Genomic DNA, 16,278 nt, shown 5'->3' with positions numbered 1-16,278 from the left:
GAATCCTCATGCTCCTACAAGCACGAAATTCTATTCTTGCGCCGGCTTTCTCTGAGTAATTACAACAAAATCTGCCAATTTATATTCAGAGTCCCCGACTTGTTTTCCTTCTTCCAACGGAAACAAACTGAAAGTAACCACTTTTAGGCCCAGTTGTTTGAGTCGATATACGACTCCCATTCCTTCGTCACTATGAAACCTTCCGTTTATATGAAAGACCTTTCTACCAGACATATATACCGCTTGTGCAATCGAGTCCGACATGCTCGCGTCCCAAAGATGTTGTGCATCTACAAAATTCTTCAGATTTTCCTGAGTCACTCCGTGCCCATGAGATGACAGTGCCTCTATCAGTTTCGTCTCGTATTCAGGCTGCCTGTGAATTAAAGATAAATATCTGGGCGGAAGATATGGAGAGCGAATCGCGAAAATAGATTGGATCCCTTTTAAGGAAACCATGTTTACATACCTGCGGGGACAGTTTCCTGCAATCACAAGAGATTTTCTTTCCTTAGCGGCTTTTACCAGGGGATGGTAATCTTGGTTATAGTTTGTCCAAAGCTTTAGTCCGCTAAGATAACCAATTTCTGAAATTTGATCCTGAAGAAATTCATCTAATACTCGTTGCTGATCTCTCTCCAAAGCTTCCAGTGAAAGCACCAACGGAAATTTTTCGGAAATCCTTTGAAACGCAATCAGTTTCCAAAAATGTCCGTACTCATCGAAATGCTCCTCACCAAGTACGAGCGCATCAGAATTCGAAACCGCATTTAAGAGAGCATCCCAGCCTACCTGCTTTTTGCTCGCTGATTCATAGATCTCAATTTTATTTATATCAATAGATTTAGCATCCGAGGAAGTGAGCTCTCTCCCGAAGGAAAAAAGAATCAAAAGTAAAAAACAGAAACGAACCCAAATCTTGTACATAAAAACCTACGAATCGATAAAATACGGAATTATCTTGGATTCTTCGGATCGCTGAATGGTTGAGAAAAATAGCTTTCCGGCTGCAAAGGAACAGGGCTATCGCTTACTGTCATTTCTTTGACTGGATTTCCGTTCAAATACTGGCCCATGAATTTTTGAGATGACGCGCCATCGCCTAGCGCGATCGTTTTGGCGGTCGCATTGTTATTAAACGTATAGTCCGCCAACGCTTCCAGTGGTTTCCAGACACCGTAATAGTCCAGCGCATCCAGTGCCCCGATTCCGATGATTGTATCCTTGATCGGAACGTAATGATCCGCTAGCAAGGTAGTTCCGCTGGAAGAATCAGTGTATACAGAAAGAAAATCTTTTTCTGTGTTCGCAATACTAGTGATGTGTTGAAAGATATCGATTCCCATTCTGTGATCAGTTACCTGATCGTTTTCATAAATCTGAACCAAAAGCTTTGTCGAAGCCGGGATCTGAGTTAAATCGGTATCGGTCATTCCAAAAGAATACCAAGGAGCGACCATAAATATAAAGCCCCCGTTCGATCCCCAGGTTTCTGTTACGAGCCCTTTCTTCGCCATATAAGGAGTTGCGCCTCCTCCATAGCTATGACCCATGAACCCTACTCTAGTCGTATCGATTTTATCGGGATACTGCTGAACAGCCGACAAAATTCCATTCCACATTATATCATAATTTTCTAATGGATCTCTGTCGTCCGAAAAGTAGATCGGAAATACAACGACGTACCCTTTTGAAACATAAAAATCGATCAAAGGATAATAAGGCTCGGCAGAAGGAGCGCTGAACCCGTGAAACAAAAATAAAACAGGAGCCGGGCCTGATTGATCCGCCGGAAAATAAACACAGACATTCTTGGGAGCGACCGGATTCGGAAGAATATTTACGGAAACAGAATGAGTTCCTCTTGCTCCGTAGCCAGATGTGATTTGAGGAACTGGTCCTCCAGGAACTACCGGAGTTATCGCACAAGTATTGATTAGGTAGGGATATGCAACGATCGCGAGGGATTCCATGAGAACTTCATTCTTGCTCTTTCCCTCATTATTAGTGCAATAGAAGCTAGACTGCAGGATAAGCAAAAGAATTAGAACGCGGATGATCATACATCATCGTTCTAATTCAATTAGTAGCTTGTCAAGACGCAAGTGCGCTTTCTGGCAAAAAGCGCACTTCTCTTACTATTCTGATATTTATTTGCCTGACTCTTTATTATTGAACCAGGAATTCTCTAGATGTTCCGGTAAATTTGCTATAAGTAGTTCCGAACAACCACCAAACTTTGCTTAGACCGTTGTATACGATTCTATAAGTTCCAGGTTGCACATTGCGTACTAGCCAAGTTACTGTAACTTCCGAAGTAGCAGACAAATCTCCGCCGGTTCTTTTCCAATCGAAAGCAGTGTATGGATCCCCGTCTTTCGCCACAGTTACCCATGCCCCGTTGCTATCTTTCTTTTGAACTTCTAAGAAAGTAAAGGTGGCCGGATTGTAAAATTGGGAAAGACTTCCGTCTAGTTTCTTCTCTTCGGTAGTTCTAGGGTGAGCACCTTGGAATCGAACAGCGACAGTATCTTTCGCTTTGCTATAAGTTGCATTTGCGTCAGTCAATACTGTACCGAAGTTTCCTCCATCGGTTACTACTCCGTTCTGAGAAACCCAAGTTTGGATGAACTGCTGGTTGGAAAGATCCGGAGGATTCGGGCCAGCATTCGTTGGACGAGCAGCAACGATGTCGCTCGCAATTCTATCGAAGTCTTGATTCAGTGCTGCAGAAGCCCAAGGCCCATAGACAGTGAATCCACCTTCGAAGTGTTGTGCGGAGAATTCTTCACGAGTAGTTAGATACTGTGCATACGCGTTTGACATCCCAGCCACTACGATATTGCTGATATTCGCAGGTGCAAAGGTAGTTTGCAATTTCTGCCTTAGCCTTCTTCCGGCTTGCGTACTAATCTCGAAAGGTGCAGCGACAATTGCAGTGTTACCGATCGCAACGATTTGGAACGGTAGAACCACAGGAACAAACGGAACATTTGGATTCGGAAACCAGAAGTCATCCACTTCTCCGACCGGAAGCAGCGTAAACTTATCTGCATCGCAATTATCATACTTGGTTGTCTGTAAGACTGCCGAGGCTAGTGGCCAGAGGACTCCAAGAATCTTAGCAGCTCCAGACGCATCTGTGAGATTATACTTGTGACGCACCCATTGCCCGTTTTCGAAAGTATAGGTGTTTTTGATATCTCCTTCTTTCGCAAAATCTACAGGAGCTCCTTCTTCGTCTCCTGCCAAGAAGGCTCCTCCTATGGTCGCCACACAAGTAGTTGCAACGTTAGCGTTGTCATAAGGCATTTGTTTATCGCCGATATAGCTTGTATTAACCGGAAGTTTTTGATTCCAAGTTACATGCGAATGGCGATACGTCAGTGCACCAGACAGAACTGTGCTTGCGGAATTATACAATTCCAAAGCTTTATTCGCCTGAATCGCGCCGTGCACAATTGGATTTTCCAGCATATGCAAATTTGGATCCAAATCGTTCGGACGCTTGAACGGTTTAGTAATATCCGTTGGATCTGGGCTGTTTGGACTTACGTCCCCGAAAATACCCTGAGCAAAAGCCGCGATAAAGTTCCCGCCTTTGGTCCTTTCCACTTCGTAAGCAGCCCAACCCTTGTTATCTCCGTGGACTCTGTCGTTCTTAATTCCCAAAGAAGTACCATGAACACCAAGCCAGTTGATTAAGCCGATTTCGGAACCATCCGTTCCGTCAAAGCGCAGAAGGTACATGGTTTCTTCGACGTTCTTTGCATATTGAGTAGCGTCGAAGTTCTTCCAGTATGCAATGGAAGAACGATTGTTGATTCCACCGGGGATATTTCCGCTCGCAAATTTAATTTTTGCAGGCTTTTTGTTTGCGTAAGCTGCTTTAATAGAATCAACGACTCCGTTTACCACGATATTATAGTGTAAACGGTCGAAACCCACGACACCATTAAATAAATTGAATAGAGTGTACCACGAATGATTCGATGGAGCCGAATGTGTGTGCGTAGCAGAAAGTAGGATATTTTCGGTCTTGAAAATGTTTCCGTAACCATCAGCGGCTAGTTTTTTGACAACTCCAATCTTAATACTTTGATACATATGTATCTGTTCGAGAGTTACAATCGCGACCTGATCTCCAGTTCCTGGTTTTTCGATTACGAAAGCTCTTGAATGCAATCTCATTGCAAGGCCATGCATTTCGTCGCCAGGGCTATTATAACCTGTGCTTGATTGCACAAACGGGCCAGTGATATCTTTTTTAGCTGCCCCAACCATATATACATCGTCCGCACCAGAAGTAAGTGCGAGAGCATTGTTTCCAACTAAGGAAGAAAGACTGTTTACATCTTTATCATTAGAACCGAGTAAACCCTTTGGGCTACCATTACCATTATCACTACAAGTGCTTAATAAAAGCATTAAGCACAAGATTGGAATCATTCTGAAATTCAAACGAAACATTTTTCGCCTCCGACAAACACGGACTAACTGGTTACTCGAGTTTTTTTCTTAGTCAAGCGTTATTTAAAAACTGCTTGCAAAGAGACTTTTGATCACTGCGAGAGTCCATCGAATGATCAAGAAACGATTCGTCATCAAACTCTAAATTATAATCAAAATATAAGTGAGAAAAAAACTACATAAGACAATCATAATGTACTGCACTTTCTTTTGACACAATTCGCAAGGATCAGCGTATAAGTCGCCCCATGTCCCTAGAGTGACAACAAAGCAGGAAAAATCGGCTATTCAGAAAAAGAAACGGCGGGTAAGTAGCCTGGCGGATCTTCCCTAATTCGTAAAATGGCTTTCTCGCAAGCCCTTATTTTCCCGCGGATTGGTTGAAACTCCTGCAAACTATATTCAATAATTTTAATATATGAATTCTCGCAGGATCTCCAGTTATAAAAAAGCCTCGGAAGATCCGAGGCCCTTTAGTTGTGAGTTATTTTTTAAGGTTAAATTCTAGATGTCTAAATTAACCTTCGTATCTTTCAATGAGCATAGACCCCGCGATTCCACCGTGAGCACATGCAGTAATCACGACTCGTTTCGCACTTTTGTCTTCCTTCAGATCCATAATCGCATTTGCGACAAGTCTGATTCCGGTAGCTCCGAAAGGATGTCCGATTGCAATGGACCCGCCGTTCGGATTGATTTTCTTCTCATCGAATTTCTTTTCCCAATCCCAACCGGTATCCATTTTAATCTGCTCGAGGGCTCCAACCGCAGTGGCTGCAAACGCCTCATGAATTTCTACGTAGTCGATATCCTCGATTTTAAGTCCGGTGTCTTTGAGAAGTCCTTCGGTAGCATATGCTTGGCCGATTCCCATATTGTTTGGATGAACCCCTCTCATTTTCCAACCGGAAACTACTGCTTCAATTTTTAGACCCAGTTCTTTTGCCTTCTCTACTGTAGTAACAATTATACCAGCAGCACCATCAGAACGAGGGCTCGCATTGAAGATAGACACGGTCGGACCGTGACTCTTTTTCAGATCTTTAGAATATTTGGTTTTAAACTCATCAAATTTCATCTGTGGATTGTCAAAGAGCAACATCGCGCGGCCCATACGGCTTGGATTTTCTACCAACCCTTCTCTCAATCCAACTGCTTCGTCAATCGCAAGCTCTGTTCCGTCTTCATCTTTCATTGGAATGATGTAAGGAGCATATTTTCCTGCTTTAGAAGCCTCTAATGCGCGTTTGAAAGATTCAAAAGCCAGCTTGTCGCAAATCTCTCTAGAAAGGGCGTAGTTTTGTGCAACGATTTCCGCAGTCACTTGCATTCCGTAAGAGGTTTCTCCGTCTCCCAAACCGTCTTCCAGAGTGTCTCTGAGCTCCACGCCTTCAGGCAAGTTGTCCGGGAGTAACTTCTTCAGTTTATCCAGGGATCCTGCTTTCTTATTTAATCTTGCATTCTTAACAATAAAAGGCATAGAAGTCTGGGACTCTTCGCCGATTGCAAGGAAGAGTTCGCCTTCACCTAATGTAATACGACGTGCAGCCTCAGCCACAGCTTCCATTCCCGACACACAATTGTTAGCAACCGTGATCGCAGGAATTTCATCCTTCAGGCCAATTAGGTTTGCAATGACTCTAGCCGAGTTTGGTGCGTTCGAAAATCCCTCTCCGACAACCACTCCGTCGATCTGCTCTTTCTTTAGTCCGCTCTTCGCAAGAATATCTTCAGCTACTATACGACCTAAATGGTGGCCAGGATAAGGTCCCAACGCCTTCGCGATTTGCGCAAAGGGAGTTCTACGTGGCGTACATAACGCCAATTTTTTCTCAAGTTTCATCTTTTCTCTCCAGATGTTAGATTTAATTCCATTCCTAATCTAATAAAATAGTTCATTCGTCTCCCTCCAGTTGCCATCCTTCGGGATATTCAGTGTTTTTGATCGCGTCTTTCAGCATTTCTTCGGTAACTCTTTTCGGCCTAGTCTTACTGATCGAAACAACCAACAAATCATCGAGTGACTCTGCTAACACTTCCTGAGTGATCGAGTCCGTGATTTCCTGGCGCATTCTACACCAAATTTTTTCAAAATTGCGGATCCAGGTTTTTACTACAACCTTGCGTCCCGCTATGAGAGGTTTCGCATAACGTATCTTTCCGCCCATATAAAAATAGGTCGTATCCATCGCAATCAGGTGATCCAAGGATAAGCCTGACTCAGCGGTAAAGTTCCATCTTCCTTCTTCTAAGATTCTCCAATAGTGAGATGGATTGTAGTCTCCAAAAGGATTTCTCTCACAGAAAAACAAATCCCTCTCGGCGCCGGTTCGTTCACAACTTCCGGAAAAAGGCAGGATCGGTTCGAAAGAAGAGATCAAAGCCTCCGCACTTTCGGTGGCGGGAATTGCTTCGAAAAGGATTCCAGCTTTTTCTGTGCGAGCCAGAGTTCTAATTTCTGCTGCGACTTTTCCCGTGGAATCGAGTAAGTCCTGTTGGAATAACAAGAATCCACCTTCTCCGGAGCGAACATTGGTTCTGACTTCTAGATCAGAATTCTCCATTTGCTGGGCCAAGAACCGTATATCGGATGCTTGAGTCTTCAGAGAAATCGAATCCGAAAGCATTTGCTTCCAGTTAAAACCGGCTTCTTCTAAAATTCGGTAACGATCTCCTAAGCAAGCTTCTTCGTATGTTCTACTCGTAACGTGCCTTTGGGTATCCAGATCCGAAAATCTAGTTCGAAAGTTTTCCTGTCCTACTTTTGGCATTGGAACCTCTCCCTGACACTAGATTAGACCCCTCCAGATTCGGAGCAAGAAAAATACAGAACGTTCGTTCTGTATTTTTTTGCACTAATCTCAAATTCTATTGACGGAATGCCTAATTCAGGGGATAATGCAATTAGTTACGACTTAAAGAAATGACCGCCCAAAGGAAAAAAAGAGACTCCGGTGCAAGCGTCCGGGAACGTATTTTAGATACAGCCACCGACCTTTTCTATAAACAAGGGTTCTCAAACACCGGAATGAGACAGATCATCCAAGAGTCCGGATCTGTAGCGGCGAGTTTGTACGATCATTTTCCCTCAAAAAAAGAATTGGGAATCGCCTACTTAGCCAGACAGGAGGAGAAAACTCTTTCTGACTTGAACAACCTGATGGAACGCTACCCGGAAGTGCAGGAATTCCTGCGTGCCTGGGTGATTCTAAAAGAAAGGCAAATCAGACAGGGAGAATTTCACGGGGATCCGTTTGCAGGTTTTGCAAACCAAGTGATGGATTCAGATCCAGAATATACTGAATTTCTGAAAGGGATCGCTGACAAGTGGACTCGCATGATTCGTAATTATCTTTCCAGGGCCGTAGCGTCCGGACAGCTCTCCAGAAGCATGGACATACACTATGTTGCCAGAAGAGTGCTCATGGCTTATCACGGAGCGATCACTCTTTGGAGAGTTACGAAAGATCTTCGCTATATTAAGGAAATGGAAGATAGCTTGCGCGAAATATTCGAAAACTATCTTACCAAATAAGCTTTATATAATTCTGAATCGATCGCTAGTTTTTCCTTTAGCGGTCTAAATTTTTTTGTTTTTCGTTAACGGCTTTTCTTCTTTGCGCGTTTTGGGTTAGCTTTGCTCGCAGATTGTTTTTTCGGCGAGCCTTGCTTTTGAGACTTGGAAGAAGATTTTTTCGGAGCTGCCGAAGCTTTCTGCTTTGCCATGGCTTTTACCGGTTGTTTTGCTTTTGCTATAACCTTCGCGGATTTTTCGGAAACGACCGCTTCTTTTACCTCAGGTTTGACTTTGATCGGAAGCGGATCTTTCTTTTCTTCCGATGTCACCAATGAGCCGATACACTCAATTCCCAAAGGCCCAAGAACTAAATTTATATGTCCGTATTCTGGAACTTCTACGTCGTCGTGGTTTCCCAAGCGGGAAGACTGCCATGGAAGAACGATTTCTTCACCTTTAGTGAAGACGGCTTGTACATTATGATATTTTGAATAAGTCTCGATGACCTCTTTGACGATCTTGGACCCCGGCATCATTTGCCAACACGCGATAAACATCGGACCAATATAAGCCAATCTAGTTCCGTGAATCGGAGATCCGACTAGATATACTTTTCTGACTCTATCCCTTCCCTTGTAGGTAAGTCCAGCAGCAATCAATCCACCCATGGAATGGCAAACTAGATAGCAATCCTTAATCTTTCGCTCGATCAGGAACTGCTCGAGTTGTTTGCTTTTTTTACGAATATTGCCTACCTGAAAACCAAGGTCTACGGTATAAACCGGGTGGCCCAGTTCTATCAGGTGTTTTCGCATATTATTCCATGTTAATGGTCGTCCCAAAAATCCGGTAACTAAGACGATTGGTCTCTTGAAACCCTCGATATGATCCGGGACTTTGATAAAGATGCCTAACAAGTTGCAAGCTAAGTAAAACAATCTATAATAGAATTCTGCAATTCTCTGTACTAAGAACGGACGTATCGGCTTGTTTTCGGGAAGGTAAGTAAGATAATCTTTTCTCATGCAATTAGGACCACAGACTCTGTCGTCCGCCTTGGAGAGATTCTCCCGGTTGCCAGGGGCTGCAACCGGAATTTTATAAGGATGGTTTACTTACTGATTACTTTGCTTCTTTCTTGAATTTGAGAGAGACTGAATTGATGCAATATCTCTTTCCAGTAGGTGCAGGTCCGTCTGGAAAAACGTGACCCAAATGTCCTCCGCACCTGGAACAATGCACTTCCACCCTCGTCATTCCATGACTGTTATCCGTTTCCGATGCAACGTTCTTATTATTTGCAGGCTGATAAAAAGAAGGCCAACCGGAACCAGATTCATATTTTGCATCGGACTTAAATAACTCAGCTCCGCATGCAGCACAAAGATATGTCCCTTTTTCCTTGTTATGATAGTACTCACCGGTAAAGGCTCTTTCGGTTCCCTTATCTCTGAGTATCTGATACTGCTCTTCCGACAGGATTTTTCTCCATTCTTCTTCAGTTTTTTGTACTTCGTACTTCATTTTTCCTCCTTTTGATTTTTGATTAGGATCCCCAAATTGGGGAGAACAGCCCCCTGCTACTAAGAACAATAAAATACTATAGACTACAATCGCCTTACCGGCAACTCCCTGGCCCATTCCTCTTACCTCACTTAGTTTGTTCGATAGAACGCAGTATAAGTTACGTAATTTTTCCAAAAACTGCTCCATGATTCAAACAAGTTGTTTGCAATACAACCGAAACGTACAAGCGCTAGCTCCTATCGAAGACTTGACATTCGCTCTAACGAGAGTTCAACTAATGTACATTAGATTTCTTTTTCACCGGAGCGGCCAATGATTCAGAGTAATTATTTTCAGGACAATCATGACCTTCAGCTTCATTTCGATCAGTTGATCGACTGGAACGAAGTTGTTCATGCATACGAAGGCGACTTTTTAGACGCGGCAAAGTACAAATCCACAGGAAACGAAAGATACTCCTTCGCTCCCTCTAGCGTGGAAGAGGCAAAGAGTTACTATCATTCTATTTTAGAATCTTTGGGTGAAATCATGGGAGACTTTGTTGCTCCCAGAAGTAAGGAGATGGATAAGATAGGATTAAAGTACGACAACGGAAAAGTAATCTTCCCGAAAGCTCAAGAAGAATGTTATACTACGTTGAAAGAATCGGGTCTCATGCCGATCGGAATCAGTCGCAAGTACGGCGGACTGGGATTGCCGGTTGCGGTTCAATCTATTATGTGCGAGCTCTCTGCTCGTGCAGACGCTGCCTTTTGCCTAACATACGGAAATATTAATATAGTTGAGATTATGGAAAGGTATGCTTCCGAAGAAATGTGCGAGAAATGGCTTCCGGAAATTGCCGCGGGTAAGTATAGCGCAGCAATGGCTTTGACGGAACCAAATTACGGCTCCGACCTTCCGAATGTGCAAACCAAGGCAGTCCAAGAAGCTGATGGTTCATGGAAGATTACCGGTACAAAACGTTTTATCACTCACGCGTGCGGTTATATAGGATCTCCTTCGATCATCCTGACTCTTGCGAGAACAGGATCTCCGGAAAGCGGAGCAAGGGGACTCTCCTTTTTTCTAGTAGAAGGAAAGGACGTACATATCGCCGGAGTAGAGCACAAATTAGGACTGCACTGTTCTCCTACGTGCGAAGTGGTCTTTGACAAATCTGCCGGACATCTGATTGGAAAAGTTGGTTATGGTCTTGTCAAATATTCGATGGGAATGATGAACGCTGCCCGATTGACGATTGCCGCTCAGTCTTTAGGAATTTCCCAAGCGGCATTATCCGAAGCCCAAAAATATGCTTCTGAAAGAATCCAATTTGGAAAACCGATCTCCAAAATTCCCGCTGTCAAAAAGATCCTGGATCGTATGGAAAGAGAAGTTTGCGCCACCCGATGCCTGATCCAAGAGGCAGCGAGAACGATCGAACTCTATCACTGGAAAAAAGAAAGAATGCTCAAGGAAGAAGGCAAAAGTGAAAAGGATGTGAGTTCTAACCAAGAATTGCGCCACTGGGAAAAATTAGCGGACTTATTTACTCCATTAAGTAAATATTATGCTTCGGAGGGATGTGTATCGATTTCTTCTGATGCAGTTCAGATCCACGGCGGAAGCGGTTACACCGAAGACTATGATGTCGGAAAAATCTTCCGAGATAGCAGGATCACGACTATCTACGAGGGCACTACCCAACTTCAAATAGTAGCAGCGATCGGAGGAGTGGTTTCGGGTATGTCTCCGACCGGAAACTTAAGACATTATGTGGAAGAGGAGTTGGCTAAATTCCAGCCATCTCAGGATCTTCTTCATCTGTGGAAAACCCTGGACTCGAGCGTTCATGCTTACAAATCGATTTCAGACAGTATAAAGAAGGACTCTCTCGCTTTCGAAACCGTAGAAATCGCGGCTAGATTGATTTGCAGCTTACTACTGGAGAGGTCCCTTACGTCTGTTACTGGGCCGGAAAAAGAAAAACGCAAATCCATGACCGAGGACTACTTGGTTGATAGTTTAGCAATCGCTGAAGCAAATTCCTTGAAACTTGAAAGAGCTTCTAAGCAAGCCGCGACAGTTTCCTAGAAAAAGTTTTCATTCGCCAGATCCTTTCTTTTCGGAAGGGATCTGGGGGATCTCCCCGATGGACACGCCGAGCGCGATCCGATTCAAAGTATGTTGGTGAATCATTCTTTTATAAATTGTTTCCGAATTGATCATCGCTAATTTAGAAAGGATCGCTTCGATTTTACTGGATCTTCCTGATTGATAATTAGCAGCTTGGCTCCCAGAGGTCTGCTTTGCGAGTTGGAAAGCTTTTTCGTAGATTCTTAACAACTTTTCCGAATTTTGAAAACTTTCAAATGCATTACGGATTTCTTGAGTAGCAGTTCTTCGAATAAGAGATTCCTGCAGCTTTGCCTGCTTACTAGCAGACTCCGCCATCTTTATGTCGGCAGCCGCCGATAAGGGAGTCAAAGGGACCGTAACCGCCAACTGAACTATGACGTCTTTGTTGCGAGCTTGCCCGTGGACCGGAAAAGAATAGTAATTATTCACCGCGATATTTGGGAGAAAACCTACTTTCGCCTTATCTTGGTTAGCCTCCGCGACCTTAACGCTCTTCCCCGCAGATAAGACATCGAATCGCTTGGAAATAAATCCGTCTGGATCTATAGACATAGGCACGGGCGGAAGAATTACCTTGAAATCGGCTAGTCGAACTTCTTCTTTTAAACCGACCATAAGAGCCAACGCAGAGCGAACCTGTTCCAACTGAAATTTGGTATCCGTAAGAGTAGCTTCTGAATTGGACAAGTCGGTTTCCGAGGAGAGCAATTCGCTCCTCATGATTCTTCCTAGAGAATATAATCTTCTTCTTTCTTTTACGATCTCGGTCTGAAGTCTAAACGATTCTTCTGAGCTTTTAACACTCTCTGCTAATTGAAGAAAATTAAAATATCCTTGAGCGATTTCCAGATACAATCTGCCCGCTTCATGTTTTGCTTCCAATTTTCTTTCTTCGATTAACATTTTTGCGGCTCGATAATCGTTGTAAGCGGATATCCCGTTCGTTAAAGGAATGCTCAGGAGTAACCTAGATCCAGCACCGACTGTTGGAGGCAGTGCGCTATAAGAAGAGGACGAAGGCAAAAAGGCAGTCGCATCTCCGCTTTGATACGCATTGTACTTTCGAATATTTTCCGTAAGAGTCGGCTGAGGAGTATGTCCCGGAACTGAGTAGAATTTGTTATAAACATAGGACAAAGTAGGAAGAAAGCCGGCTATTGCTTTCGATTTTTGTGCTGAGGCTTGTTCCATTGCTTCGTTTTTGATGGCCAGCCTTTCCGTTCTTTCCACCGCCAAAATATACAGATCATCCAGACTCAACTCTTCCTTATGGGAAACCCTCGATACGTCGTCCGTCGTAATTCCTGTAATATCCTTCATGCTCTCTTCTACAATTCCGTCGTTCAGCCGAATCTCCGGAGCAGAAGAACATCGGCACAGAGATATCGCAAAAAGCAGGATAGAAATCCTCGCAAGGTAAATGAAAGACCTTGTAATAGGTTTCAGAAAAGACATGTCTATTCCTTTTCCATAATATAGTATGCAGCAGGAACCACTACAAGAGTAATTAAAGTGGATAAAGTCATTCCGCCGAGAACAGTGACTGCCATCGGAATTCGAGTCTCGGCCCCCGGCCCCAGCGCGAGGGCTGGAGGAATTGCGGCGGCGATCGTGCTAAAAGAAGTCATCAATACAGGCCTCAAACGAATCGGGCAACCTTCCCTAATCGATTCCGAGATGTTCTTTCCGGAAGATCGGATGTGATTTACGAATTCTACTAACAAAATAGAGTTCTTTTTGACTAGTCCGAGTAACAGAATCAACCCGATAAAACTGTACATATTAAACGACTGACCGAACAGGTATAAGGCGATCAACGCACCGGAAAAGCTGAATGGCATCGAAAGCAAGATGTACAAAGGCTGTCTTAAACTATTGAACTGACTAGCGAGAATCATATAAGACAGGACGATCCCCAACACTAGAGCAAAGACAAGGCTTTCGGAAGATTCTTTGGCAGTCTTTGCAGATCCGGTCACATCGATTCTGTATCCAGGGGGTAGGATTTCTTTGGCGAGCTTGATCGATTCTTCGGTGGCCTTATTCTGTCCAAGCTCTGGCGCTGGATTCCCGAAAAGTTTGATTGTTCTTTGCCTGTCCACTCTCGTGATATTCTGGAGACTAGATGATTCTTCCAAATTCAGTACTTCTCTTAACCGAACAATTTCGTTATACGTATTCCGAACCGATATATTCGGGATAATGTCTGCCTTTGCCCCCTGCTCTTTTCGAATTTTTACCCTTACGTCGTAACTGCGCCCGTTCTCGGTAAACCTGCTCACTTTCTTTCCACCCATCAGAGGTCCGATCGTATTTCCGATATTCGCCATGCTCACACCGCGAGAAGCTGCCGCGATTCGATTTGGTATCAGTCTGATCTCAGTTTGCCCAGTAACATAGTCTGAGTCTACATCTAACAGCACTCCGCTATCATGCAGTTTTTTTTCTATCCTTTCAGAAGTAAGGGCAAGCTGTTCCCAATTTGGACCTGTAAGCACAAGTTCCACGGGGTACCCTCTTCCTGCAGAAAAACCTCTCTGTGAAAAATCCTGGATCGAGAATTTGGCTTCAGGTACAATTTTTGGCAATTCAGATCGCAACTCTTTGAATACATCACTCTGAGTATATTCATTGCCTGTCGCCGGGTTACCTGGTCTTTTTCCAAAATCCTTCATCGTGATAAAGAACATAGCAGAACTAGGCTCCCCTCCCCCAAAACCACCAATCGCGACGAACTGCTTTTCTAACTCCGGCCTTTTGGAAAGATATTTTTCTACCTTCTTCATTTCATCGTCGGTTTTATAAATCGAAGAACCGATCGGAAGTTTTGCCCTTAACAAGAACTTGCCCATATCTTGCGGTGGAATAAACTCCTTTCGCAAAAGGAAAAAGAATCCGAGAGAAACGCAAAAGAACAACGTAGATGCCAAGAGTATTTTGCGCGGATGCTCTAAGACTATATTCAAAATTCTTGAATAGAATCTGGCGGACCAATCCATGAAGTTTTCCATCCAAGGGTCAATCCACCGAAACGGAGAATAGTTCAGCGCCGCTTTTACAAAGTTCGGGACAAATGCACCTGATGCCGATTTCCCCGGCAAAAAAGATTGAGTTCCTGATCTAAATCTAGATGCCCGCATCGATGTAAAGCTGAGTGCCTCAAACAAAGAAAGAACCACAGCAACCGAAATCGTGATACCGAATTCTAGAAAATACTTTCCAATGATGCCCGACATGAATGCGACCGGGAGAAAGATCGCCACAATTGCAAGAGTAGCAGACAAGGCAGCAAACCTGATTTCGGAAGAACCGTCCAATGCAGCTTGCATCCAAGATTTTCCGAGATCCCTGTGTCTATTAATATTTTCTAATACCATTATGGCATCGTCGACAACGATACCTGTCGCCAAAGCAAGCCCGAGGAGAGTGAATGTATTGAGTGTAAATCCAGAAAAGTAAAGAAAAAGGAATGTCCCGATAATGGAAGTCGGAATCGCAAGTAACACGTTTCCGGTGCTTTTCCAATTTCCTAAAAAGAACCTACACACAAGCCCCGTGAGAAGAGCGGAAAGAACCAATGTGAAATTCAACTCGTTTACTGAATCTCGAATGTATTGAGTATTATCCGTGGTAATATTGAGCTGATATCCAGGAGCCAACTGCGGACCTAACTCTAAGACCTTTGCTTTGACTCGATCCGCGACTTCTACTGCGTTCGATCCTTTGACTTTCTTAATTCCTAAGCCAACTGCAGAAATAGAATTGTATCTGGAAATTCTTCTTACCTCGTCCAGGCCGTCTTCAACTTCAGCTATTTCCTTTAAGCGAATAGGTCGGAATAAGGGTACTCCACTTCTGGAGTTTAGAAATATATTACGAAATTGTTCTACAGTAGGAACATCGCCGACAGCGCGTAAGGAAATTTCGGAGTCTTTGTTTTGCAACCTGCCGGACGGAACTTCTATATTTTGCTCTTGGAGAGTACTGATGATATCATTTACAGTAATTTCATATCTTGTAAGCAGTATCGGATCCAAGTATACGTTGATCGTTCTGTCTACATAACCTCCTAGATAGATTTCCCCGACTCCCTGTACCTTTTGGAATTTATCTTTTAGGAAGTCCTTCACATAGATCATCTTTTCCTTTTCGGATTTTCCTTCCGCAGTCAAAGCGACCCAAATAATGGGAGTATCATCCGGATTCGCCTTAGTCAAAACCGGCGGGTCCAAGGCGTCCGGTAATTTGTTGGAAACTTGGGCGATCTTGGTCTGAATTTCCTGAAGCGCGACATCCACATTTCTGCTGAGCTCGAGCTCTACAGTGACATTTGCAGAATTGTCGGCGGAAACAGAGCGAACTTCTACTACTCCCTCGACTGTAAGCAGAGCCTCTTCGATCGGATCAACAACATCTGTCTCCATAACGCGAGCATTTGCGCCTTCCAAAAATAAACCGACGTTCACGATTGGGAAATCTACGTCGGGCATTTGAGAAAGACCCATCCTGGAAAAGCCAATCCCGCCGAGAAGAATTAGGGCTGTCATCATCATCCAGGAAAAAATCGGATTTCGTATGGAAACTTCTGAAAGCAAGTGAGACCTAGCCTAGTGAATTCGACCGCTGAAAATTCTTCAAGTGCC

Annotated in this window: 11 protein-coding genes; 2 read left to right on the top strand and 9 right to left on the bottom strand. The window is 43.8% G+C overall.

Annotation, left to right across the window (positions count from 1 at the left end; genetic code table 11):
* Positions 1-30 precede the first annotated feature (30 nt).
* The 5 genes from CH373_RS03740 to CH373_RS03720 form a co-directional block, all read right to left on the bottom strand.
* Entirely contained in the window at positions 31-927 is an 897-nt protein-coding gene (locus tag CH373_RS03740) for a ChaN family lipoprotein (RefSeq protein WP_100714794.1), read from the bottom strand.
* 29 nt (positions 928-956) lie between these two features.
* Positions 957-2,063 (bottom strand): alpha/beta hydrolase family protein, encoded by a 1,107-nt coding sequence (locus CH373_RS03735; RefSeq protein ID WP_100714793.1) that lies wholly within the window; start codon positions 2,061-2,063, stop codon positions 957-959.
* Positions 2,064-2,169: 106 nt separating this feature from the next.
* Complete coding sequence (locus CH373_RS03730; protein ID WP_243393230.1) at positions 2,170-4,470, bottom strand: neutral/alkaline non-lysosomal ceramidase N-terminal domain-containing protein; 2,301 nt, start codon at positions 4,468-4,470, stop codon at positions 2,170-2,172.
* Between the two features lie 517 nt (positions 4,471-4,987).
* Complete coding sequence (locus CH373_RS03725) at positions 4,988-6,313, bottom strand: thiolase family protein (protein ID WP_100714792.1); 1,326 nt, start codon at positions 6,311-6,313, stop codon at positions 4,988-4,990.
* 52 nt (positions 6,314-6,365) lie between these two features.
* The gene (locus tag CH373_RS03720) at positions 6,366-7,241 is read right to left on the bottom strand and encodes an acyl-CoA thioesterase (RefSeq protein ID WP_100714791.1); all 876 of its coding nucleotides are present in this window, start codon (positions 7,239-7,241) and stop codon (positions 6,366-6,368) included.
* Positions 7,242-7,393: 152 nt separating this feature from the next.
* Here CH373_RS03720 and CH373_RS03715 point away from each other — a divergent pair, with 152 nt between their 5' ends.
* A complete protein-coding gene (locus CH373_RS03715; RefSeq protein ID WP_100714790.1) occupies positions 7,394-8,005 on the top strand; it encodes a TetR/AcrR family transcriptional regulator in 612 nt (203 codons plus the stop codon).
* 65 nt (positions 8,006-8,070) lie between these two features.
* On the opposite strand, the gene CH373_RS03710 is transcribed toward CH373_RS03715, so the two are convergent.
* Complete coding sequence (locus tag CH373_RS03710) at positions 8,071-9,012, bottom strand: esterase/lipase family protein (protein WP_100714789.1); 942 nt, start codon at positions 9,010-9,012, stop codon at positions 8,071-8,073.
* 97 nt (positions 9,013-9,109) lie between these two features.
* A complete protein-coding gene (gene msrB, locus CH373_RS03705) occupies positions 9,110-9,511 on the bottom strand; it encodes a peptide-methionine (R)-S-oxide reductase MsrB (protein ID WP_207761488.1) in 402 nt (133 codons plus the stop codon).
* Positions 9,512-9,826: 315 nt separating this feature from the next.
* Between msrB and CH373_RS03700 the strand changes: the two genes are divergently transcribed.
* Positions 9,827-11,590 carry an acyl-CoA dehydrogenase family protein gene (locus CH373_RS03700; RefSeq protein WP_100714788.1) on the top strand — a complete coding sequence of 588 codons (1,764 nt, stop codon included), beginning with the start codon at positions 9,827-9,829 and terminating at the stop codon, positions 11,588-11,590.
* Positions 11,591-11,599: 9 nt separating this feature from the next.
* On the opposite strand, the gene CH373_RS03695 is transcribed toward CH373_RS03700, so the two are convergent.
* Both CH373_RS03695 and CH373_RS03690 read right to left on the bottom strand, forming a co-directional pair.
* A complete protein-coding gene (locus tag CH373_RS03695) occupies positions 11,600-13,090 on the bottom strand; it encodes a TolC family protein (RefSeq protein ID WP_100714787.1) in 1,491 nt (496 codons plus the stop codon).
* 2 nt (positions 13,091-13,092) lie between these two features.
* Positions 13,093-16,230, bottom strand: coding sequence for an efflux RND transporter permease subunit (locus tag CH373_RS03690; protein WP_100714786.1), 3,138 nt, complete (start codon positions 16,228-16,230; stop codon positions 13,093-13,095).
* Positions 16,231-16,278: the final 48 nt, after the last annotated feature.

Source organism: Leptospira perolatii, assembly GCF_002811875.1.
Taxonomy (GTDB): domain Bacteria; phylum Spirochaetota; class Leptospiria; order Leptospirales; family Leptospiraceae; genus Leptospira_B; species Leptospira_B perolatii.
This window is presented reverse-complemented; position numbering and strand designations above follow the sequence as displayed.

Excerpts from the sequence above, each read along its gene's own strand:
- CH373_RS03740 (WP_100714794.1), bottom strand. The coding sequence starts at position 927 with ATGTACAAGATTTGGGTTCGTTTCTGTTTTTTACTTTTGATTCTTTTT.
- CH373_RS03735 (WP_100714793.1), bottom strand. The coding sequence starts at position 2,063 with ATGATCATCCGCGTTCTAATTCTTTTGCTTATCCTGCAGTCTAGCTTC.
- CH373_RS03730 (WP_243393230.1), bottom strand. The coding sequence starts at position 4,470 with ATGTTTCGTTTGAATTTCAGAATGATTCCAATCTTGTGCTTAATGCTT.
- CH373_RS03725 (WP_100714792.1), bottom strand. The coding sequence starts at position 6,313 with ATGAAACTTGAGAAAAAATTGGCGTTATGTACGCCACGTAGAACTCCC.
- CH373_RS03720 (WP_100714791.1), bottom strand. The coding sequence starts at position 7,241 with ATGCCAAAAGTAGGACAGGAAAACTTTCGAACTAGATTTTCGGATCTG.
- CH373_RS03715 (WP_100714790.1), top strand. The coding sequence starts at position 7,394 with ATGACCGCCCAAAGGAAAAAAAGAGACTCCGGTGCAAGCGTCCGGGAA.
- CH373_RS03710 (WP_100714789.1), bottom strand. The coding sequence starts at position 9,012 with ATGAGAAAAGATTATCTTACTTACCTTCCCGAAAACAAGCCGATACGT.
- msrB (WP_207761488.1), bottom strand. The coding sequence starts at position 9,511 with ATGAAGTACGAAGTACAAAAAACTGAAGAAGAATGGAGAAAAATCCTG.
- CH373_RS03700 (WP_100714788.1), top strand. The coding sequence starts at position 9,827 with ATGATTCAGAGTAATTATTTTCAGGACAATCATGACCTTCAGCTTCAT.
- CH373_RS03695 (WP_100714787.1), bottom strand. The coding sequence starts at position 13,090 with ATGTCTTTTCTGAAACCTATTACAAGGTCTTTCATTTACCTTGCGAGG.